The sequence below is a fragment of the Mycobacterium sp. genome, from assembly GCF_032159765.1.
Taxonomy (GTDB): domain Bacteria; phylum Actinomycetota; class Actinomycetes; order Mycobacteriales; family Mycobacteriaceae; genus Mycobacterium.
This window is the reverse complement of sequence record NZ_JAVHWM010000175.1, coordinates 1-20,608: the sequence shown is the minus strand read 5'-3', so window position 1 is coordinate 20,608 and position 20,608 is coordinate 1. Positions and strand designations below refer to the sequence as shown.

Below are 20,608 nucleotides of genomic sequence, written 5' to 3'. Positions count from 1 at the left end.
TCGGTACAACTGATCGGGCCGGTGCTGCGGGCACTCCCGACGGAAGTCCCCGCCGGCGTCGGGTTCTATAAGCGCGCAGGGATGGTCGAGCAAGGAACGCCCGATGAATTCGAGGCGCTGGCTGGCCGCTGCCCCGTCTTCAGGCGGGATCCGGCCTCGACGAGCTAGCGATACAGCGTCGACGAACGACTCGGCACTGCTATCCCCACATCTCCCGGACTTCGTATTCGTGGACCTCCGCTTCCAACTGAACAAGTCGCTGACGGGACGCCCACCACCGGAACAGAATCAGAGTCGCCGACAGCTCGAACAACGCCGCGATCGCCCATCGGTAGACCGATTGATGTACGAGGATCGCCGACAGTCCAACCGCGACTAAGTAGCACGGCCACAACAATTCTGGCGCGAACAGCCTGCGGCTGCGTCGTAGCCATCCGCGCCACAGATCAGGTTCGATGTGCGGGGGTAGCACGCCGGTGCGCAACGCCCCCCGATAGGCCATCAGCGGCTCCAACTGGTCAGCGCGCCCAGCCATCAGCGGATCCCTCGACTCGGCCGCAGCGATCGCAACGCCCATCAGTGCCGCGACAAGCGCGGCCCATCCGAGTGTTGCAGTTCGCGAGTGACGGCCGAGAGTAAATCGAGATTGGCGACCAAGAGCGGCAGGAAGGCGATGATGAAGCCGATCACGACATCGGTCGCCATGGGCTGCGCCAGCGGCATTTGGAACATGGCCTCGTAATGCTTGTCGGCCGCAGTTGCGCCTTCTCTCCTTCCCGTGGCGGCTGCGCCGAGTCGTCGCTTGCGCCGCTTCACTTCGTCCTCCAGTTGTCCCAGCCGGGCCTGGCTGCGAATGCCCATGACGAAACCCGACAGTGCAAGCAACGAGAACACTGCCGTAAACGCTTCGTGATAAGCCGTTCGACTTCCGACGCTTGACGCAAGTCCGAACCCAACGAAAGTGCAACCCGCCAGCCACGCAAGCCAATTCGACAGACGTCCCCGCCTAAGCCGGCGTCGCCATACATCGGGCTCGATTTCCACCGGCAGCTTGCCGGTTCGCAACGCCATGCCGTAGGTGATGCGGTCAATCTGCCCGGATTCGCGCTCATTGGCCAGGACCGCGCACAGCGTCGCGATCATCCCCATCAGGCATGCAATCCAAATCGCGGTGGCACTCGGATGGCCGATGTCAAGGGAATTCAGATTAATGATCAGAACGGCGTAGGCGGCCCACACCAGGACGACAACGACAATGCGGACCGTCGTCGAGTCGGGACCAGGCTTCCATCGATTCTCGCGCACTATGTGTCGGCATCTGACGCAGGTCCTTGCGATGAGCTTCTTAGTCCCTGTGGACGATCATTAAACTCTCTCCCGACAAGCGCCGCGTGGAATTGTCGATACGCCATCACTGGCCCATCCTCGAGGCGGAGGCCTCCGCACATTGCCCAGCTCTGGCAGACTAGACGAGCTAACGAGTAGGGAGGGAGCTTCGCCGGTGCCAAACGGGCGCGTCGTCGGCGAAACTCGCTGGTCGGGGTGGAAGGCAGTTGCGTGAGCGCTCCGACGATCGACCCCGATGCACCTCCCTTGCAGAGGCGCTCGGCCCTGGCGGTATGGATCCGCCGGCTCGCGGTACCGATCATTCTCGGCTGGATCGCGATCCTCGTCACGCTGAATGTCGCCGTGCCGCAGCTCGAGGTCGTCGGGCAGATGCGGGCCGTGTCGATGTCCCCCAAAGAGGCGCCGTCGATCGCCGCGATGACCCGCGTGGGCAAGACGTTCCAGGAGTACGACTCCGACAACAACGCCATGATCGTGCTGGAGGGCGACCAGCCCCTCGGCGACGACGCGCACTTCTTCTACGAAGACATGGTCAAGAAGCTGCGAGCCGACACAGCCAACGTCGAACACGTCCAGGATTTCTGGGGCGACACCTTGACGCGCGCCGGTGCGCAGAGCGCGGACGGCAAGGCCGCGTATGTGCAGGTGTACCTCACCGGCAACATGGGCGAAGAACGGGCCAACGACTCGATCAAGGCGGTTCAGAACCTCGTCAAGGGCCTCTCACCCCCGCCGGGGATCAAGGTCTTCGTCACCGGCGGATCGGCGCTGCAGGCCGACCAGCAGATCGCGGGCAACCGCAGCGTCCAGGTCATCGAGATCGTGACGATCGCCGTCATCGTCATCATGCTGCTGTTCTTCTACAGATCGATCATCACCGTCGTCATCGTGCTTGGCATGGTGGTGTTGGGCCTGTCGGTGACCCGCGGGGTGGTCGCTTTCCTGGGGTATTACAACCTGATCGGACTGTCGACGTTCGCGACCCAACTACTGGTCACATTGGCGATCGCCGCGACCACCGACTACGCGATCTTCCTCGTCGGGCGCTATCAAGAAGCCCGCTCGGTGGGCGAGGACAAGGAATCGGCCTTCCACACGATGTTCAACGGCACCGCGCATGTGGTGCTGGCCTCGGGAATGACGATCGCGGGCGCGACCTTCTGCCTGTCGTTCACAAGGCTGCCCTACTTCCAGACGCTGGGCGTCCCACTTGCGGTCGGCATGGTGGTCGCGGTACTCGTCGCGCTGACTCTGGGCTCCGCGATCATCACCGTGGCAAGCCGCTTCGGACTGCTGGAACCCAAGCGCGCCATGCGCATTCGCGGTTGGCGGAAGATGGGCGCCGCGATCGTCCGGTGGCCCGGCATGATCCTGCTCGCCACGATCATGCTCGCCCTCGTCGGCCTGCTCACACTTCCGGGCTACCAACCCAACTACAACGACCGAAAGTATCTGCCCGCGGATCTGCCTGCGAATGAGGGATTCGCGGCCGCCGAGCGGCATTTCCCGGTCTCCCGCATGAATCCCGAATTGCTGCTTGTCGAAACGGATCACGACTTGCGTAACTCGGCAGACTTCCTCGTGATCGAACGGATCGCCAAGTCCGTGTTCAAGGTTCCCGGCATCGGCAGGGTCCAGGCGATCACCCGGCCCGACGGTAAACCCTTGAAGTACAGCACGATTCCGGCGCAGATGAGCATGGGCGGCACGTTCCAGCGAATGAACCGCACCTACCAGCAAGACCGCATGAACGACATGCTGGTGCAGGCCGACGAGATGCAGAAGACGATCGACAACATGAACCGGATGATCGCGCTGATGGAACAACTCAACGGGATCACCCACAGCATGGTCGGCAAGGTCGCCTATACGGCGGCCGACGTCGCTGATTTGCGCGACCACATATCGGATTTCGATGATTTCCTCCGCCCGATCCGTAATTACTTCTACTGGGAATCGCACTGCTTCGACATCCCAGTCTGCTGGTCGATTCGGTCGGTGTTCGACACGCTCGACGGCGTCGACCTGATGACCGACGACATCCAAGCTCTGATCCCCGACTTGCAGCGACTTGACGCGCTGATGCCCGAACTGCTGGCGACGACGCGGGAGACGATCGGCACCATGACCAGCGCGCGCGACATGATGCTCACGATGAAGCAGACGCAAGGGGGCATGCAGGATCAGCAGAACGCCATGAGCCAGAACCAATCCGCGATGGGTGAGGCCTTCAACAACTCACACAACGACGACACGTTCTACGTGCCGCCGGAGATCTTCGACAATGCCGACTTCAAACGCGGCGTGAAGAGCTTCATTTCGCCGGACGGCAAGGCGGTCCGCTTCATCATCTCCCACGAGAAGGACCCGCTGTCCGCAGGCGGCATCGAACGCATCGACCAGATCAAGGGCGCAGTCTTCGACGCGATAAAGGGCACCCCTCTTGAGGGCTCGAGGGTCTACATCGGTGGCACCGCGTCGATCTTCAAAGACATGCAGGACGGCAACAAATACGACTTGCTGATCGCCGGCGTCTCCGCTCTCACCCTGATCTTCATCATCATGCTGCTCATCACCCGCAGCATCGTCGCGGCCGCCACCATCGTCGGCACCGTCGTCTTATCGCTGGGCGCGTCCTTCGGTGTCTCCGTTCTGGTCTGGCAGCACCTGCTGGGCATCGATCTGCAGTTCATGGTGATGGCGATGGCGGTCATCATCCTGTTGGCGGTGGGCGCCGACTACAACCTGCTGTTGGTGGCCCGGATGAAAGAGGAGATCCACGCCGGCATCAAGACAGGCATCATCCGCGCGATGGGCGGCAGCGGGTCCGTCGTGACAGCCGCAGGCCTCGTGTTCGCCTTCACGATGATGTCGATGGCAGTCAGCCAGATGGTCGTCGTCGCACAGATCGGCACCACGATCGGCCTCGGATTGTTGTTCGACACCTTGGTGATTCGCGCCTTCATGACGCCGTCCATCGCGGCGCTGCTCGGCCGGTGGTTCTGGTGGCCGCAGAGGATCCGGGAGCGGCCGCCACGGTCGCCGTGGCCAGTGCCGAAGGAAAAGCCGCAGGAAGCGGTCGACGCCTAGCTCGCGTCTTCCGCGAAACGGAATTCCATGTAGTGATTTCGGCCGGTTTACGACACTGGCTTCCGTCTCGGTGACGAACTAGCTTCGGAACGGCGGCGGGTCGCACCCCAGACGCCGACCGCGATGCCGACGATGGCGCCCCCGAGGCCGATGACGCGCTGGCCCGGCGTGAGATCGTGGTGCACGCTCATCCCGCCGACGAAGTCGGCCGCGTCGGCGCCGCCGGAAGCCAGAAACCATCCGCGAGTGTCCTTGCCGCGCAACCCTGCTGACAACAGCAGGCCGCCGATGAGAGCGTCGCGGTATCCCATCGAGCGCAGCAGCAGCCGCGCCGACGGGCCAGGGTCATCTGGCTCACCCCACAGGCGGTTCGCGCGAAGCGGGTCGACGAGGAATGAGATACCCGAAGCGAGGCGGACGCTGCCCGCGATCAGCGCGGCACGGTCAATCGGCATGACCCGCAGCCTACGCATTGAGCGCGGTGTCGCCGATCACCCGTCGCTCGCGCAGGGACGCCAGCTCGTCGCTGCCCAGGCCCAGCCTCGAAAGCACCTCGTCGTTGTGCTGTCCGAGCGTCGGCGGCGCGAACCGGTGGTGCAGCGCGGGCCCCGGGGTGATGCGGAACGGCCAGCCCGGGTAGCGGTGCACGCCGGTGATCGGGTGCTCGAGTGATTGGTAATACCCGCGCGCGTCGAGCTGTGCAATGCCGTACATACGGTCGGCGGTCAGGACCCGCTCGGCCGGGATATGCTGCGCACCAAGCACTTCGACGATTTGCTCGGGAGTGCGGGTTCGCGTCCACTCGCCGACCGCGTCGTCGAACTCATCGTGCGCGCTCGGTAGATCGGCACACCCGATCGTCGCCGCTAGGCGCACCGAGTCGGTGTCGTCGCGGACGGAGATTGCCACCCACGCACCCTCGACGGCGGTCGGGTACACACCTTGGGCGCAGCCCCGCCGCCGGTTGCCCTCTCGGGGTGTGACGACACCGTTCATGGAGTACTCGATCACCGGTTCGGCGGCGACGGAGGCGGTGACCTCGATCTGCGCGATCTCGATGAGTTGTCCCTCGCCGGTGCGTCGTCGGTGCTGCAGCGCGGCGATCAGCGCCACCCCGGCGTGCACGCCGACGATGGGGTCGGCGGGTCCTTGCAGATTGCACGGCGGGCCGTCGGCGTACCCCGTCACCGCGGCTATACCCGAGGTCTGCTCGAAGTTGAGCGCCCACCCGACGTAGTCGCGCCACGGACCCTGCAGGCCGAATCCGGGCATGCGGACCAGGATTACGTCGGGCCGCAGTTCCACCAGCGAGTCGTAGTCCAGCCCGAAATGTTCGATCACGCGCGGTGAGAAGTTCTCCACGACGACGTCTGCCTCGGCAACGAGCCGACGGACCAGGGCGCGACCCTGATCGGACGTGAGATCCAGTGTGATGTCACGTTTGTTGAGGTTGGTGCCCTGCCACATCGCGCTGCGCTCGTACCACCGGTCACCCTCGTGGGCCCACGCGCCCGAGTAGCGGTGGCCGTCCGGCCGCTGTATCGATTCGACTTTCACGATCTCGGCACCGAACGCCCCGAGGTAGCAGGTGAGGTATGCGCCGGCCCAGAACGTCGACAGATCCAGGACCTTCACGTCGGCGAACGGCATCGTCGGGTCGCCGTCAGTTGCGAATCTTTCTGAATCCGATTCTGCTACAACGGGTGTTGCAGGCCAGTTGAGACGCGGAGCCGGCTTGACAGGCGCTGCAGGCGTTTTCGACAGTCGGAAAGGGGTGCCGGGCCGTCGGAATGACCAGTTCTCGGTGGCCGCGTCCACGAAGAACCGGCGGTCCCGGTACTGCGCGGAGTCCATGACGGTGGATCCGTCGTTGACCGGGGTGGTCGGAATTCGCATTGCCTGAGCCAAATCGACGATCTCGGCCACCGTGCGCTCCGACAGCCACGGCTGGGCCTTCTCGAAGAACTCCGCCCGCTCGGGACCGCCCAGCATGATCGCGATCTGCTGGTCGGCGTACTCCGGCAGTCCTAGCATCGCGCACACGTCCAACCAGTGCTGGCCGGTCAGGCAGTTGATCCCGACCCAGCCGTCGGCGGCCCGGACGATGCCCATCATCGGAGCCGACCTGGTGGTGGCCGGCAGCCCGCGACCGCGCATCTTCTCGGCCATCAGCATCGGGTAAGGCAGTGTGCCGAGCAGCGACTCGAGCACCGACACATCGACCTCAGTCACGTGAGACGCGTTGCAGGGCAACGCTCTTAGCGCGGTGAGCGCGCCCAGCGCCGCGTAGCCGCCCGCAACATATTCGGAGATTCTCGCGCCCGCCTGCACCGGAGGTTTGTCGGGATCCCGGTTGTTGACCCAGCCCGACGCCGCCTGCACGGTCAGAGGGGTCGCCTCACGATCACGTGACGGGCCCTGTTGTCCGAAGTCCGAGATGCGCACGACGACGAGGCCGGGGCGCAGCTTCTCCAGTGTCGGTACATCAAGCCCAACCCGGTCGAGGGTGCCCGGCGGCAGGCCGTCGACAAGCAAGTGGGAGTTCGCGATCAGCTTCCCTGCCGGCGAGCTGTCGATATCGAGATCGATTGTCGCCCCATGTTTTCCGGCATTGAGGTACTCGAACATGCCGGAGCGCTCGGGGTCGGCGACACCGCCGGGGAACGGGCCCCAGCGGCGCAGCGAGTCTCCAGACGGTGGTTCGACCTTGATGACATCGGCGCCGAGATCGACGAGCAGCTTGGTGCAGTAAGGGCCGGCGATGTCGTTCGCGCACTCGACGACGCGCAGTCCTTCCAGCGGGCCCATCACGCCGGAAATCCGATGGCCTTCGTTTCCATGTATTGATACAGGCCGGGCAATCCCCCGCCTTCTCGGCCCAGGCCGCTCTGCTTGAATCCACCGAATGGCGAATCGCCTGGGATGAAGCCGTTTACGGAGATCTGGCCGGTCCGGACCCGGCGTGCGACGGCGACCGCGCGGTCCACGTCGGTGCCCCACACCGCGCCCGACAGCCCGTACTGCGAATTGTTCGCGATCGCCACCGCGTCGTCGTCGTCGCGGTACCGCATCACCGTCAGCACTGGTCCGAACACCTCCTCCTGAGCGATTCGCGCGTCAGGTGTGACGTCGGTCAGGATCGTCGGCTCGACGTAGAAACCCTTCTCGAGGCCGGCGGGGCGGCCGCCGCCTGTCGCAAGCTTCGCCCCGTCGGTCAGCGCCGCTGACACGTGCGCTTCCACCCTGTCCCGTTGCGCGCCACTAATAAGCGGACCCATCTGCACGTCGGGATCGGTCGGGTCGCCAACCTTTATGGCCCGCGCGAGTTCGACGAGCCGATCGACGACCTCGTCGTGAAGACGCTCCGGCAGCAGCATGCGGCTCTGCAGAATGCAGGCCTGACCCGCGTGCATCGAGCACCCGTCGAACAGGAACCGTTGCAGCAGTTCGTCGGTCACGTCGACGTCGTCGAGGAAGATGCCCGCTGACTTTCCGCCGCACTCGAGCAGGATCCGCTTCATCGTGCCGCCGGCGGCGGCCATCACCTCCCTGCCCACCGCCGAACTTCCCGTGAAGCTGACCATGTCGATCCGCGGATCGGTGGTCAGCAGCTTGCTGGCCTCGAGGCCGCTCGGCGTCACGACGTTGACCACACCGGGCGGAATGTCGGTGTGCTCGTCGATGATTCGCGCAAGCGCAAGGGCGGCGAGCGGTGACAGCGGGGATGGCTTGAGCACCACGGTGTTACCCGCGGCCAGCGAGTTGCCCACCTTCATCACGTTGATGCTGTGCGGAAAGTTCCATGGCGTCAGAATCGACACGACGCCCAGCGGCTCGTGGCACAGCAGCGTGTTGCCTGCCGCTCCGAAGGCGTCGATCAGCTGATCGGTGAGCTGCGCGGCGAGTTCGCCGGCATGCATGGCCATGAACGCGGGTCCGTCGACCTGGATCAACCGCTCGTTGCCGATGCAGCCCCATTCCTGCTGTGACAACGCGAAGAAGTCGTCGGCATGCTCCAGCAGCGCGGTGCCCAGCTGGTTGAGGCACCGCGCCCGCTCGTCAGGCGCTGCCGCGCCCCACGGTCCGGTGTCGAATGCACGCCGCGCCGCGCCGATCGCGGCGTCGACGTCTGCGAGGCTGGCGTCGGGGGCCGCACCGATCGTCTGCTCGGTGGCCGGCGAGATGTCGTCGTAGGTGCCCTGCGGTTCGACCCATCGGCCGTCGATATAGAGCGAGTAGGTGTCGACGAGTGGGCGCGGGTCGGCCATCGTGGCTCCTCACGAGGTCAGCGGTCAACACATGGTGTACACCTGTCGGACTAGCCGAGTCAATCACGGGTACCGAACGGACCTGGTAGATAACAAGATCAGCCAGTATTGACACCGTTGCCCCGATCAAGTAAACACAGAGGTCGTCGAACAGATTGCTGTCATCTGTCCGATATCGCGCTCTACCGAGGGAGTCACCGCGTGCACACAACTGTCCCTCTCCACTCCCCTGACTTCTTCATCGGTGATCCCTACCCGGCGTACAAGGAACTGCGGGCCACGGCGCCGGTGTATTGGAACGACGTCACCAACTTCTGGGCGCTGCTGAAGTACGAGGACATTCGCCACGTGTCCGGCAATCCGGCGCTGTTCACCTCGACGAAGGGGATCACGATCCCCGACCCCGCGCTGCTGGTCGAACCCGTGCAGGAGGGAAACCTGATCTTCACGGATCCACCGCGGCATCGGCAGCTGCGGAAGTTGGTCAACACAGGCTTTACCAAGCGACGGGTAGCAATCCTGGAGCCGAAGATCCGCGAGATCGTCTACCGGCTACTCGCCGATGTCGGGCCGGACTCCACTCTCGAGTTCGCGGAGGACGTTGCCGCTCCGCTGCCCACCCGGATGATCGCCGAGCTGCTGGGCGCGCCGCCCGACGATTGGGAGCAATTCCGGAGATGGTCGGACGCGTGCACCGGCAACGCGGACCCGGAAATCGAACTCGACCCCCTCCTGGCGATCGGCGAACTCTACGAGTACTTCCTGCAACTCATCGCCGCACGCCGCGCACATGCACAGGACGACATGCTGTCCGTGCTGTCCGTGGCAGAGATCGACGGCCAGAGACTCACCGACGAAGATCTGCTCAACTTCTCGTTTCTCCTTCTTGTGGCAGGGAATGAGACCACGCGCAACCTGATCGCGCTTGGAACGCTGGCTTTGATCGAACATCCGGAGGAATGCCGCAAGCTCGTCAAGGACCCGACGCTGATTCCCTCGGCCGTCGAGGAGATGCTGCGGTGGACCAGCCCGGTGACCCACATGGCCCGCACGGCGACGGCTGACACCGAGATCCGGGGACAGAAGATCGCCGAAGGCGACACGATCGTCATGCTCTACGGTTCGGCCAACCGCGACGAGGACATTTTCGGCAGTGACGCCGAGGATTTCAAGGTCACCCGCCATCCCAACCCGCACATCGCGTTCGGCTGCGGCGAGCACTCGTGCGTCGGTTCGCAGCTGGCACGGCTGGAAGCCTGCGTGCTCTTCGAGGTGCTTCTCGGCCGCTATCCGAAGCTCGAACTCACCGGCGACGTCGACCGGATGCGGGCGACGATGGTGCCCGGCGTGAAACGAATGCCCGTGCGGCTTGGGACGGAGCGAGGCTTGTCCGAGCGACCATCGAGCACGGGGAGTTGAGCAGTGTATTTGGACTTCACGCCCGAACAGGTGCAGCTCCGTAAAGAGATCCGTGCCTCGCTGGAGGCTGTGATGACGCCCGAGCGCATCGCCGCGGTGGCCGACCGCATGGAGGGCGGCCCGGAGGTCAGGGAGTGCCTGCGCGCGCTCGGGGAGGCGAACCTGCTCGGCGTCGGCTGGCCCAAAGAGTATGGCGGGCGGGGCTTCTCGGCCCTCGAGCAGTTCATCTTCTTCGACGAGGCTCGACGCGTCAACGTACCCATCCCGCTCGTCACACTCAATACCGTCGGGCCCACGCTGGTGGAGTTCGGCACGGAGGAGCAGAAGCAGAAGTTCCTGCCCGCGATCCTGGCGGGCACTGTGGAGTTCGCGATCGGATACTCAGAGCCGGGAGCGGGTAGCGATCTGGCCTCGGTGCGCACCACCGCGGTGCGCGACGGCGACGACTATGTGATCAACGGGCAGAAGATGTTCACCAGTGGCGCGGCCTTCGCCGACTACGTCTGGCTGGCTGCGCGCACCGACCCGACGGCCAAGAAACACAAAGGCATTTCGATATTCATCGTGCCGACGTCGTCGCCGGGGTTCTCGTGGAAGCCGTTGAACACGATGCCGGGTGTCACGACGTTCTACACCTTCTACGACGACGTGCGCGTCCCGGCCAGTGCGATCGTCGCCGGCGAGAACGAGGGCTGGAAGCTCATCACGACGCAGCTGAACTTCGAGCGCGCCGCGTTGGGGAATCTCGGCGCCATTGAGCCCTTGTTCGACAAGACGTTGCGCTGGGCGCAGACAACCGAACTCGACGACGGCCGCGTCATCGACCAGCCGTGGGTGCAGCTGGCGCTGGCCCGCGTCGAAGCCCAGGTCGCCGCGTACAAGATCATGAATGTGCGTGTCAACGCCGCGATGAGCAAGGGCGCACTCGGGATGGGCGAGGCCTCCGCGGTCAAGGTGTTCGGCACGGAGCTGACTCAGCAGGTGGCCCGCGAATTGCTCGAGGTGCTAGACCGTGCCGGCGTCCGCAAGGGCGAGGACGCACCGCTGCGCGGCGCCCTGGAATGGGCGTACCGTACGGCGGTGATCAACACGTTCGGCGGGGGCGCCAACGAGCTTCAGCGCGACATCATTGCAATGGCAGGGCTTTTCATGCCGCGTGCACCACGTGACCTTCGGCAACAGAATGGGAATACCGCGTGACAGACAAGAGCGAATTCCGTGAAAAGCTCGACGCCCTGATCGGGAAACCAACCGGTTCCGGCAAGCCCACTGTCGCGCCGGATCCGGTGAACCAGCCGATGATCCGGCATTGGGCTTATGCACTCGACGACATGAACCCCGTCTACCTCGACCCCGAGTTCGCAGAGAAGTCGAGGTTCGGCGGCATCGTGTCCCCGCCGGTCATGCTCCAAACGTGGACGATGCCCGCTCCCAAGATCGAGGGCATCGCCGAACGCGGTGGCGTGCCCATGGTGATGAAGCACAACCCGTCGGCGTTCATCGAAGAAGCCGGGTTCACCGGAATCGTCGCGACCAATTCGGAGTTCGAGATCGAACGCTATCCGCGCCTGGGCGACGTCATCTCAGTGACGCAGGAGTTCGAGGAGATCTCTGACGAGAAGACGACTTCGCTTGGCACTGGCCATTTCATCACCTGGGTGTCCACCTACACCGACCAGTACGGCGAAGTGCTTGGCAAGCAACGGTTCCGGGTGTTCCGGTTCAAGGCGAACAGCGATGAGCCGCTTGCGCGAAGAGCAGAGGGCAGCGATGAGCCGCTCGCGCGAAGAGCAGAAAGCAGCGATGAGCCGCCTGCGCGAAGAGCAGAGGGCTCAGAGTGATGGCGACCCGACTGGCCCCGGCGACCAGCCCGGACACCGAGTTCTTCTGGAACGGGCTGCGCGAACACAAGCTACTGATCCAGCGCTGCAAGGGATGTCAGGAGTTGCGTCAGCCGGCGCGGCCGATGTGCCCGTCGTGCAACTCGCTCGAATGGGACACGGTCGAATCGTCGGGTCGCGGCACGGTCTATAGCTATGTGATGCCGCAGCACCCGCCGATGCCACTGATGGAGTACCCCTACATCGTCGCGCTGATCGAGCTCAACGAAGGCGTGCGGTTGGTGTCGAATCTCTGCGAGATTGCTCCCGACGACGTCGAAGTCGGCATGCCCGTCGAGGTGTTCTACGAGACGTTCGACACCCTCGACAAGAAAGACCTTGTGCTGCACCAGTTCCGACCGGCCAAGTAGGCGAGGCACGGGTATGGATTTCACGTTCACCGAAGAGCAAGAGGCCATCGCCAAGGTCGCGCGACAGCTGTTCGAACACCGCGCCACACCGGAACGTCTCACCGAGCTGGAAGCCGGAGAGACTCGCTATGACGCCGCGCTGTGGGGCGAGCTTGCGAGCGCCGATCTTCTCGGAATCGCGTTGTCCGAGAAGGCCGGTGGCAGCGGCCATGGTTTTCTCGAGCTTGCCTTGCTGTTGACTGAGGTGGGATGGAGCGTCGCGCCGGTGCCGGTATACGCCACGCTTCTGCTGGGCGCCGACACCATCGCCAGGCACGGCGACGATGCTCAGCAGCAGCGGTTCCTCCCCGAGGTCGTCAGCGGCGACCGCTTGCTCACCGCGGGACTCACCGAGCCCGGGCGCTCCGATCCGACCGCACCCGCGACCACCGCACGCCGCGACGGCGAGGCTTGGCGGCTCGACGGGACAAAGGAATTGGTGCCGGCAGCTCAGCTCGCCCACACGATGCTGGTCCCTGCTTCCACCGATGACGGTGAGCGTGGGGTGTTCATTCTCGACATGTCCGCACCGGGCGTCGATGTTCGTCCCGTCACAACCACCAGCGGCGAGCCCTACGCCGACGTATTCCTCGACGGCGCAGTCGTTTCCGGTGAGGATCTGCTCCCCGGCATTGGCGGTGAGGTGATTGCGTCGCTGTACGCGCGCGCACTCGTCGGGCTGTGCGCGGTCCAACTCGGCGTCACCGAGCGCGCGTTGCGCATCGCGGCCAAGTACACCACCGAACGCGAGCAGTTCGGACGGCCGATCGGCAGTTTCCAGGCCGTGCAGCAGCGGATGGCCGATGCGTTCATCGACGTCGAGGCGATCCGCTGGACGATGTGGCAGGCCGCCTGGATGCTCGCCGAGAACAAGCCGACGGAGCGGGCGGCCGCAATTGCGAAGTTCTGGGCCGCCGAAGCCGGGGCCCGGGTCGCCGCGACCGCGCAGCAGGTGCACGGCGGCATCGGCATCGACACGACTTATCCGTTGTTTCGTTATTTCTTGTGGGCCAAGCACAACGAGCTTGCCCTTGGTCCCGCCTCCACGCAGTTGGCGCGGCTCGGCGTGGCATATGCAGAAAGGCAAGACTGATGACCACCACCAAATCTCGCACCGAGACACTGGCCTGGCGCGACATCAACGTCGGCGACGAGGTCACGCCTCTCGAGATCCCAGTAACCGCAACGGTGATCGTCGCGGGTGCGATCGCCTCACGTGACTTCATGCCGGTACACCACGATCCCGAGTTCGCGAAGAAGCAGGGGTCGCCCAACATGTTCATGAACATCCTCACCACCAACGGGCTGTGCACGCGATTCCTCACCGACTGGGCAGGCCCGGAAGCAATGCTGAGGAAGCTGTCGATCCGGTTGGGCGTGCCGTCCTTCCCGAACGACCCCATGCGATTCACAGGCACAGTCACCGGCAAGTCCGAAGGCGACGACGGTGAGGGCTTCGTCGAGGTCGCATTCAAGGGCACCAACAGCCTCGGGGACCATGTGTCGGGTACCGCGACGCTGAGTCTTCTCGAGGTCAAGTGAGTTCGCTCGGCGGCAAGGCCGCGATCGCGGGCATCGGCCAGACCGAGTTCTCCAAGGAATCCGGCCGCAGCGAACTCCAACTCGCCTGTGAGGCAGTCAAAGCCGCAATCGATGACGCCGGGCTGCAACCCAGCGACGTCGACGGCATGGTCACGTTCACGATGGATTCCAGCGATGGGATCGACATCGCCCGTAGCGTCGGGATCGGCGACCTCACGTTCTTCAGCCGCGTGCACCACGGAGGCGGAGCCGCAGCAGGCACCGTGGTGCAGGCCGCGATGGCAGTCGCCACGGGCGTCGCCAACGCCGTCGTCTGCTATCGCGCGTTCAACGAACGATCCGGGTTCAGGTTCGGTGGATCGGGCCGGGAGGCCGGCGCGACACCACTTTTCATGGCGAACTATGCGCCGTTCGGGTTGATGACGCCTGCGTCGTGGGTGGCGCTGCACGCCCAGCGTTACATGTCGACGTACGGGGTCACCAATAAAGACTTCGGGGCGATCTCGGTGGTTGACCGCGCTCATGCGGCCCGAAACCCCGATGCATGGTTCTACGAACGGCCGATCACGATCGAGGACCACCAGAAGTCGAGGTGGGTGATCGAACCCGTTCTGCGACTTCTGGATTGCTGCCAGGAGAGTGACGGCGGAGTGGCCGTCCTCGTCACCACCGTCGAGCGGGCCCGCGATCTCGCCAAGCCACCCGCGGTGATCACCGCCGCGGTGCAGGGCGCAGCAGCCGACGGCGAGATGATGACGAGCTACTACCGCAACGACATCACCGGCCTACCCGAGATGGGAGTCGTCGCCGAAAAGCTCTGGCGCGACTCGGGTCTCAAGCCCACGGATATCCAGACCGCGTTCCTCTACGACCACTTCACCCCGTTCGTGTTCGCCCAACTCGAGGAGCTCGGGTTCTGCGGCCGGGGCGAGGCGAAGGACTTCGCGACGGTCGAGAACCTCTCGCTCGGAGGCGTCCTGCCCATCAACACCCAGGGTGGTCTGCTGGGCGAGGCGTACATCCACGGCATGAACGGCATCACCGAGGGTGTCCGCCAGATCCGCGGCACGTCGTACAACCAGGTCGAAAACGTCGAGAACACCTTGGTCACGTCCGGAACCGGGGTACCGACGAGCGCGCTCATCCTCTCGCCTGACAACTGATGCCATGACCGTGCAGACCGCTGCGACCGACACCCGCGAACTCATCATCGAGTCCGCGTTCGCCTGCTTCCGCAGGCAGGGGCTGAACAAGACGACGATCGTCGACATCGCGCGGGTGGCCAACGTTTCGCGCAGCACGATCTACGAGTACTTCCGTGACAAGGCGGAGATCGTCGAAGCCTCGGCCGAACACGCGTCGCAGCGGTTCTACCGGCAGATGGCCAAGGCGATGGATCGCGGCACCTCGCTGGAGGAGAAGCTGACGCTCGCCGCGGTGTTCGTGACGAGGGCGCGGCGGTTCGTCGAACCTGAGAAGTATTTCGATGAGGACGAAGTCAGCGTGTTGCTCACCAAGAACGCCGCGGTGCTGCTACGGGAGTGCGCGGAGTTTCTGGCACCGCATCTGGCCGCGGCGAAACTGACCGGCGAGGTGCGCAAGGACCTCGACGTCCCGTTCGCCGGAGAGTGGTTCGCGCGCATGTTGTTCTCGCTGTTCAGCACGCCGTCTTCGATGATCGACATGGACGACGACGAGGTCGTTGCGGAGTTCGTGCGTGCGCACGTGGTGCGCGGGTTCGCCCCCGACCGCAGTGGGTTGTCCCGGCGCACGGTATCATTATAAAAACAGCGATACAGCAGGCCTTCGTGCCGGAGGACCAAGGATGGACCGCGACCTTCTGATCGACCTCACTCGCCGCGGGTTGAAACTCGCCCGGGACAAGACGACAGACCTCATGCCGGCGGAGTACACCGTCGCGGCAACGGACTACACGTCGGCTGAGCGGTTCGCGCTCGACAAGGCCATGGTGGCCAGGAGTCCCCAACTCGTGGGCTACGCATCCGAACTGCCGAAGCCAGGAACGTACTGCACGAAGACGGTGATGGGCCGCTCGATCCTTCTGACCAGAGTCGCCGACGGGTCCGTGAAGGCTTTCGACAACATCTGTCTGCACCGCCAGTCGAGGATCGCATCGGGTTGCGGCTCGGCGCGCCGGCTCGCGTGTCCGTACCACGCGTGGACGTACGACTTGGAGGGCAACCTGATCGGAGTACCCGGCAAGGAGGGATTTCCCGAAGCACGCGCTCGCTCAACGCATTTGATGGCGCTGCCGGCTACGGAGTGCGCCGGTTTTCTCTGGATGTCACTGGACGCTGACGCGATTTTGGACGTGGCGGCACACCTCGGGCCGCTCGCCGACGAACTCGAGTCGTGGGGCATCGGGCATTGGGCTCCGCTCGGTGAGAAGGTGTTGGACTCGCCGATCAACTGGAAACTGGCGATCGACACCTTCGCCGAGAACTACCACTTCGCGACGGTGCACAGGAACACGTTCGCCACCATCGCGCGGAGCAATTGCACGGCCTTCGACGCGTTTGGTCCACATCACCGGTTGGTGTTCCCGCTCAACGGGATCTGCGATCTCGAGGGTGTTCCTGAGGAGCAGTGGGAGCCGCTGCAGAACATGGTGGTCATCTACGCGCTGTTCCCCAACATCGTGATCTCGGCGACGATCGCCAACGGCGAGTTGTTCAGGGTGTATCCGGGCGATGTGCCCGGTCGATCGGTGACCGTGCATCAGAACTCGACGCAGAGCGACATCAGCGACGATGCGATGGCCGCGGGCGCGCAGGCGGTGTTCGAGTACGCGCATTCGACGGTGCGCGATGAGGATTACCGGCTCGTCGCAGGATTGCAGGCCAACCTGGAGTCAGGTGTTCGCGAGCATCTGGTCTTCGGCCGGAACGAGCCCGGGCTGCAGCACCGCCACGCGGCATGGGCTTCGGCGATCTGACCGCGCCGCGCGGCGGGACCGTGCGTCGCTGTGCCCGTATCTTAGCGACAAACGAGGTGAGCGGCGGCCGCCGTGCTCCTCCTGCCGCCGTCTGCCTCCGCGATTTCTGCACGATGGTTGTGCCGCAGGCGATTTCACAGCCCCGGTGCAGAATTCGGCGAGGTTAGCCAAAGCGTCGCTGTCGCTAAGATACGGGCACTTCGTCACTCGTCTCCGGCGAGTGACGCCTGTGACTCGAGTGGATGCGAAGTCCTCAGCGCGGTCACCAGGTCATCGACGACGTTTGCAGCCACCGGACTCGAAGCCTCCGCCTCACCGAGATACTCGATGGCCTCCGCGGCACGGCCGGCGTCGATCAGCGGCCGCACACCCTCCGCAAGGGAAGCGTCCTCGGACGCAAGCACGTCGACCAACTCCCAATCCCTGTGCATCGCGAGAGTTCTTTCGTAGAAGGCGAATCCGCTCACCGGCTTGCCCCGCAGCGTCCCCCGGTACCGATACGGGCCCTCCATGTAGTCGATCGGCAGCCCATGGGCAGGGGCGGGCACCAGCGGCTCGCCTGTGAGGTCGAGATCCAACGAACGCGACGTGAGTCGATGCCGGTCGGGCATCCACCGCGCCACGGTCGGCGGCGGAACGAGCGTCTCGATCGACTCCGGCCACCGCACGTAGCAGTAGACGCTGACCTCGATGTCCTCGGCGCATTCGGGAGCCTCGCCGGACTCGCTGGTGGTCGCACCTGAGAAGGGTTGCAGCGCATTGCGGTTCGGGCGGTCGAACTGGCGCCAGATGCTGAGGTCGACGCCGTTGTCGAGGTTGATCGTGCGCCACTCGTGCGAACACGAACGCGGGTCGCCGCCGGGGCCACCGGCCGCGGCGTACTTAGGAAACCACTGCCGGTCGACGTGCCCGGCGTCGCCGGTGACTGTCTCCTCGATGTCCCCCCACCGCAGCGTGCCCTCCATCCGCATCCGGGTCTGAAAGTACGAGTAGGTGTCGTCCTGGCCGTAGCACCGGAACTTCCCGTCGTAGGCCGACGCGCCGAGTGCCACCGGCTCGCGCGTGGGTGTCACGTGCAGGCGCAGTTCCATTGGCACGCCGCCCTGGTCGCGGCCGACGAGAACCGCATCATAGGTGTAGGGGATCAGCTGACCATCCTCGTCGCGAGACGCCTGCCACGTTGCGTCGCCTTCCCGGCACGCGAAGCCGATGTCGAGGTAGCCGTCCGTCATCGACATCTTGTTCACAGCATCGGGGCGCATGTTGTCCGGCGGCACGTCGTACTCCGTGAACGTTCCGTACATGCCCTTGTCGAGGTCGAACAGGGCCAGCGTGTAGAAGTCGGCGACGAACCTGCCTGCGATGCGGTTCTTGTTGAAGATCGTCAGGAACGCGAACTTACGGCCGCTGTCCTCAGCGGCCAGCTCACCGGCGATGAACCACGTATCCGACTCGCAGTCCGGGTGCTCGCCCTCGGCAGCGGGAAACACGAACTGCGAGTCTTCGCCCGGCACGAGTTCGAACGGGTATCGACGCCAATCGCTCGATTGGGGCTGGTCCACGGTGACCCTGCCTTTCTTGCTATGTTTACAGTAATAGCAACTTTAGCCGCACCACAGGCGGTGTCTGCCGCGAGGAGGCTATCGAATGAGATCGCTTGAATACGACCAGCTTTACATCGGGGGTCGCTGGCAGAAGCCAGCCACCGGCCAGCGGCTGACTGTGATCTCACCCCATACCGAAGAGCCAATCGGCGAAACGCCAGAGGCGATGCCCGAGGACGTCGACAAAGCAGTCACGGCCGCCCGCCAGGCTTTCGACAGCGGCCCGTGGCCTCGCCTGTCACCGCTCGAGCGGATCGAAAAGATCGAGAAGCTCGCGGGAGTCTATTCCGGCGACGTCGACGCGATAGCCGACCTGATCACCGCCGAAATGGGCAGCACGCGCGCGTTCAGCAGGCTCGGGCAAGGGGCGGGAGCCCTTGCGCAGATCCATCTCTCGATGGTGACCGCGCGTGAGTTTCCCTGGGCCGAAAGACGTCAGGGCCTATTCGGCGACGTTCACATCCGCCGCGCCCCGGTCGGAGTCGTCGGCGCGATCGTGCCGTGGAATGTCCCGCAGTTCCTGATCATGCCCAAGCTGATCCCGGCACTGATCGCGGGATGCACGGTCGTGGTCAAGCCTGCACCGGAGACGCCACTGGATGCGTTGTGGCTGGCCGAAATGCTCGAAGAGGTCGACCTTCCCGAGGGCGTGGTGTCGATCATCCCCGGCGGGCGCGAGACCGGCGAGGCCCTGGTACGTCATCCCGGCATCGACAAGGTCTCGTTCACCGGCTCGTCGGCAACCGGCCGCCGCATCGCCGCCATCTGCGGCGAACAACTCAAGCGCGTCAGCCTCGAACTCGGCGGCAAGTCGGCGGCGATCATCCTCGACGACGCCGACGTCGCGAAGACGGTCGACAGCCTGAAGATGGCGAGCCTGATGAACAACGGGCAAGCGTGCGTCGCCCAGACACGGATCCTCGTCAGCGAGAAGCGCCACGACGAAGTCGTGGATGCGCTCGCCGACATGATGTCGAACCTTGCGGTGGGAGACCCTGCCGACGAGGCCACCGACGTCGGCCCCCTTGTCGCCCAACGTCAGCAGCAGCGGGTGCAGGGCTACATCGAGGCCGGGCTCGACGAGGGCGCGCGTATCGTCGTCGGCGGCACCGAAAAGCCTTACGACCGTGGGTGGTACGTCAAGCCGACGCTGTTCACCGATGCGACCAACGAGATGAAGATCGCCCGCGAGGAGATCTTCGGTCCAGTGCTGACCGTGCTCAAGTACATCGACGAGCGCGACGCGTTGCGTATCGCGAACGACAGCGACTACGGGCTCGCGGGCTCGGTGTGGACCGCCGACGTCGCCCACGGGCTGGAGATCGCGGCCCAGGTGCGTACCGGCACCTACGGAATCAACATGTACACACTCGACACCACCGCCCCGTTCGGCGGGTTCAAGCAGTCAGGCATCGGGCGCGAGTTCGGTGATGAAGGGCTGGCTGAGTTCGTCGAGATCCAAACCACCGTCAGCGCAGGCAAACTCCCCCCGCTGCCTGCCTAGTCGCGCCACTCCAGCGTTACCTCGGCCGGGCAGCACAACTCGTCGCGCTGGTTGTAGACGTCAACTTCGAGGTCGACGAGATATCGCGGCTGCAGACCGGATGTGTCGCACCGCTTGTCGGTGACGCGGGCGCGCCCCACCATCGAATCCCCGGCGTAGATGGAGCCGAGGAGCCGCATCTTGCGCCGCACCAGCCGGCTGCACGGTCCGGCCCAGTCCGTTGCCACCTTGTCGATGAACCCGGCGATATGCATCGTGTTCACGAAAATCGTTGGGTGCCCTTGGCTTTGCGTGTAGGCGGGGTCGAAGTGGCCCGGGAAGTAGTCCCACGTGGTCGCCGCGTTCATCACGACGCGCTGGTAGCTGATCTCGTCCACGACATCCGGCAGGTCGATCGGCACAGCGATCTCGTCCCATGTCATGGCTGCGCGACAGGCGAGAAGCGGAACAGCGTGTTCCGGTTGGTCGCGACGAGCATGCCGTCGTCGCGGTGGAAGTTGTCGCAGGTCTCGACGAAATGGCCGACGCCGAGGCGGGTTGTCTTCTCCGGTGACACGGAAACAACTTCCTCGACGACGTTGAGCCTGT

General features: G+C 64.5%; 17 protein-coding genes and 2 pseudogenes. 11 read left to right on the top strand and 8 right to left on the bottom strand.

What is annotated here, in order from left to right; all coding sequences use genetic code 11:
- Window positions 1–199: 199 nt before the first annotated feature.
- Together QOH60_RS21640 and QOH60_RS21635 are read right to left on the bottom strand one after the other, a co-directional pair.
- Window positions 200–535 carry a hypothetical protein gene (locus tag QOH60_RS21640; protein ID WP_526423920.1) on the bottom strand — a complete coding sequence of 112 codons (336 nt, stop codon included), beginning with the start codon at window positions 533–535 and terminating at the stop codon, window positions 200–202.
- Window positions 536–576: 41 nt separating this feature from the next.
- Window positions 577–1,305 carry a hypothetical protein gene (locus QOH60_RS21635; RefSeq protein WP_526423919.1) on the bottom strand — a complete coding sequence of 243 codons (729 nt, stop codon included), beginning with the start codon at window positions 1,303–1,305 and terminating at the stop codon, window positions 577–579.
- Between the two features lie 252 nt (window positions 1,306–1,557).
- On the opposite strand from QOH60_RS21635, the gene QOH60_RS21630 reads away from it, so the two are divergent.
- Entirely contained in the window at window positions 1,558–4,437 is a 2,880-nt protein-coding gene (locus QOH60_RS21630) for an MMPL/RND family transporter (RefSeq protein ID WP_526423918.1), read from the top strand.
- A gap of 47 nt (window positions 4,438–4,484) precedes the next feature.
- Here QOH60_RS21630 and QOH60_RS21625 read toward each other — a convergent pair whose 3' ends face one another.
- The 3 genes from QOH60_RS21625 to QOH60_RS21615 are packed head-to-tail and all read right to left on the bottom strand — an operon-like array spanning window position 4,485 to window position 8,705.
- Entirely contained in the window at window positions 4,485–4,892 is a 408-nt protein-coding gene (locus tag QOH60_RS21625) for a DUF4267 domain-containing protein (protein WP_526423917.1), read from the bottom strand.
- Between the two features lie 10 nt (window positions 4,893–4,902).
- A complete protein-coding gene (locus QOH60_RS21620) occupies window positions 4,903–7,248 on the bottom strand; it encodes a CaiB/BaiF CoA transferase family protein (RefSeq protein ID WP_526423916.1) in 2,346 nt (781 codons plus the stop codon).
- Window positions 7,245–8,705: an aldehyde dehydrogenase family protein gene (locus QOH60_RS21615; protein WP_526423915.1), complete on the bottom strand. Its 1,461-nt coding sequence runs from the start codon at window positions 8,703–8,705 to the stop codon at window positions 7,245–7,247. The genes QOH60_RS21620 and QOH60_RS21615 overlap by 4 nt, the downstream gene beginning before the upstream one ends.
- Before the next feature lie 201 nt (window positions 8,706–8,906).
- Here QOH60_RS21615 and QOH60_RS21610 point away from each other — a divergent pair, with 201 nt between their 5' ends.
- From QOH60_RS21610 to QOH60_RS21570, 9 genes and pseudogenes are all read left to right on the top strand, one after another.
- Window positions 8,907–10,124 carry a cytochrome P450 gene (locus QOH60_RS21610; RefSeq protein ID WP_526423914.1) on the top strand — a complete coding sequence of 406 codons (1,218 nt, stop codon included), beginning with the start codon at window positions 8,907–8,909 and terminating at the stop codon, window positions 10,122–10,124.
- Window positions 10,125–10,127: 3 nt separating this feature from the next.
- The gene (locus QOH60_RS21605; protein ID WP_526423913.1) at window positions 10,128–11,324 is read left to right on the top strand and encodes an acyl-CoA dehydrogenase family protein; all 1,197 of its coding nucleotides are present in this window, start codon (window positions 10,128–10,130) and stop codon (window positions 11,322–11,324) included.
- Window positions 11,321–11,851: pseudogene (locus QOH60_RS21600) on the top strand (FAS1-like dehydratase domain-containing protein); the annotation flags it as partial. The gene QOH60_RS21605 and the pseudogene QOH60_RS21600, both read left to right, overlap by 4 nt.
- Window positions 11,852–11,964: 113 nt before the next feature.
- Window positions 11,965–12,375: a Zn-ribbon domain-containing OB-fold protein gene (locus tag QOH60_RS21595; RefSeq protein ID WP_526423912.1), complete on the top strand. Its 411-nt coding sequence runs from the start codon at window positions 11,965–11,967 to the stop codon at window positions 12,373–12,375.
- Between the two features lie 13 nt (window positions 12,376–12,388).
- Entirely contained in the window at window positions 12,389–13,507 is a 1,119-nt protein-coding gene (locus QOH60_RS21590; protein WP_526423911.1) for an acyl-CoA dehydrogenase family protein, read from the top strand.
- Complete coding sequence (locus tag QOH60_RS21585; RefSeq protein ID WP_526423910.1) at window positions 13,507–13,956, top strand: MaoC family dehydratase; 450 nt, start codon at window positions 13,507–13,509, stop codon at window positions 13,954–13,956. Before QOH60_RS21590 ends, QOH60_RS21585 begins: the two co-directional genes overlap by 1 nt.
- Window positions 13,953–15,119, top strand: a complete 1,167-nt coding sequence (locus tag QOH60_RS21580; protein ID WP_526423909.1) for a thiolase family protein — start codon at window positions 13,953–13,955, stop codon at window positions 15,117–15,119. The genes QOH60_RS21585 and QOH60_RS21580 overlap by 4 nt, the downstream gene beginning before the upstream one ends.
- A 4-nt stretch (window positions 15,120–15,123) precedes the next feature.
- Complete coding sequence (locus QOH60_RS21575; protein WP_526423908.1) at window positions 15,124–15,741, top strand: TetR/AcrR family transcriptional regulator; 618 nt, start codon at window positions 15,124–15,126, stop codon at window positions 15,739–15,741.
- A 40-nt stretch (window positions 15,742–15,781) separates the two neighbouring features.
- A complete protein-coding gene (locus QOH60_RS21570) occupies window positions 15,782–16,912 on the top strand; it encodes an aromatic ring-hydroxylating oxygenase subunit alpha (protein WP_526423907.1) in 1,131 nt (376 codons plus the stop codon).
- Between the two features lie 203 nt (window positions 16,913–17,115).
- On the opposite strand, the gene QOH60_RS21565 is transcribed toward QOH60_RS21570, so the two are convergent.
- Window positions 17,116–18,474: a lipocalin-like domain-containing protein gene (locus QOH60_RS21565; protein WP_526423906.1), complete on the bottom strand. Its 1,359-nt coding sequence runs from the start codon at window positions 18,472–18,474 to the stop codon at window positions 17,116–17,118.
- Window positions 18,475–18,559: 85 nt separating this feature from the next.
- On the opposite strand from QOH60_RS21565, the gene QOH60_RS21560 reads away from it, so the two are divergent.
- A complete protein-coding gene (locus QOH60_RS21560; RefSeq protein WP_526423905.1) occupies window positions 18,560–20,020 on the top strand; it encodes an aldehyde dehydrogenase in 1,461 nt (486 codons plus the stop codon).
- Here QOH60_RS21560 and QOH60_RS21555 read toward each other — a convergent pair.
- Both QOH60_RS21555 and QOH60_RS21550 read right to left on the bottom strand, forming a co-directional pair.
- Window positions 20,017–20,442, bottom strand: coding sequence for a MaoC/PaaZ C-terminal domain-containing protein (locus tag QOH60_RS21555; RefSeq protein ID WP_526423904.1), 426 nt, complete (start codon window positions 20,440–20,442; stop codon window positions 20,017–20,019). The genes QOH60_RS21560 and QOH60_RS21555 overlap by 4 nt on opposite strands.
- Window positions 20,439–20,608: pseudogene (locus tag QOH60_RS21550) on the bottom strand (acyl dehydratase); the annotation flags it as partial. The pseudogene QOH60_RS21550 and the gene QOH60_RS21555, both read right to left, overlap by 4 nt.

Bases quoted from the DNA above. Each gene is read 5' to 3' on its own strand.
- QOH60_RS21640 (WP_526423920.1), bottom strand. From the start codon at position 535: ATGGCTGGGCGCGCTGACCAGTTGGAGCCGCTGATGGCCTATCGGGGG.
- QOH60_RS21625 (WP_526423917.1), bottom strand. From the start codon at position 4,892: ATGCCGATTGACCGTGCCGCGCTGATCGCGGGCAGCGTCCGCCTCGCT.
- QOH60_RS21615 (WP_526423915.1), bottom strand. From the start codon at position 8,705: ATGGCCGACCCGCGCCCACTCGTCGACACCTACTCGCTCTATATCGAC.
- QOH60_RS21595 (WP_526423912.1), top strand. From the start codon at position 11,965: ATGGCGACCCGACTGGCCCCGGCGACCAGCCCGGACACCGAGTTCTTC.
- QOH60_RS21590 (WP_526423911.1), top strand. From the start codon at position 12,389: ATGGATTTCACGTTCACCGAAGAGCAAGAGGCCATCGCCAAGGTCGCG.
- QOH60_RS21585 (WP_526423910.1), top strand. From the start codon at position 13,507: ATGACCACCACCAAATCTCGCACCGAGACACTGGCCTGGCGCGACATC.
- QOH60_RS21575 (WP_526423908.1), top strand. From the start codon at position 15,124: ATGACCGTGCAGACCGCTGCGACCGACACCCGCGAACTCATCATCGAG.
- QOH60_RS21570 (WP_526423907.1), top strand. From the start codon at position 15,782: ATGGACCGCGACCTTCTGATCGACCTCACTCGCCGCGGGTTGAAACTC.
- QOH60_RS21560 (WP_526423905.1), top strand. From the start codon at position 18,560: ATGAGATCGCTTGAATACGACCAGCTTTACATCGGGGGTCGCTGGCAG.
- QOH60_RS21555 (WP_526423904.1), bottom strand. From the start codon at position 20,442: ATGACATGGGACGAGATCGCTGTGCCGATCGACCTGCCGGATGTCGTG.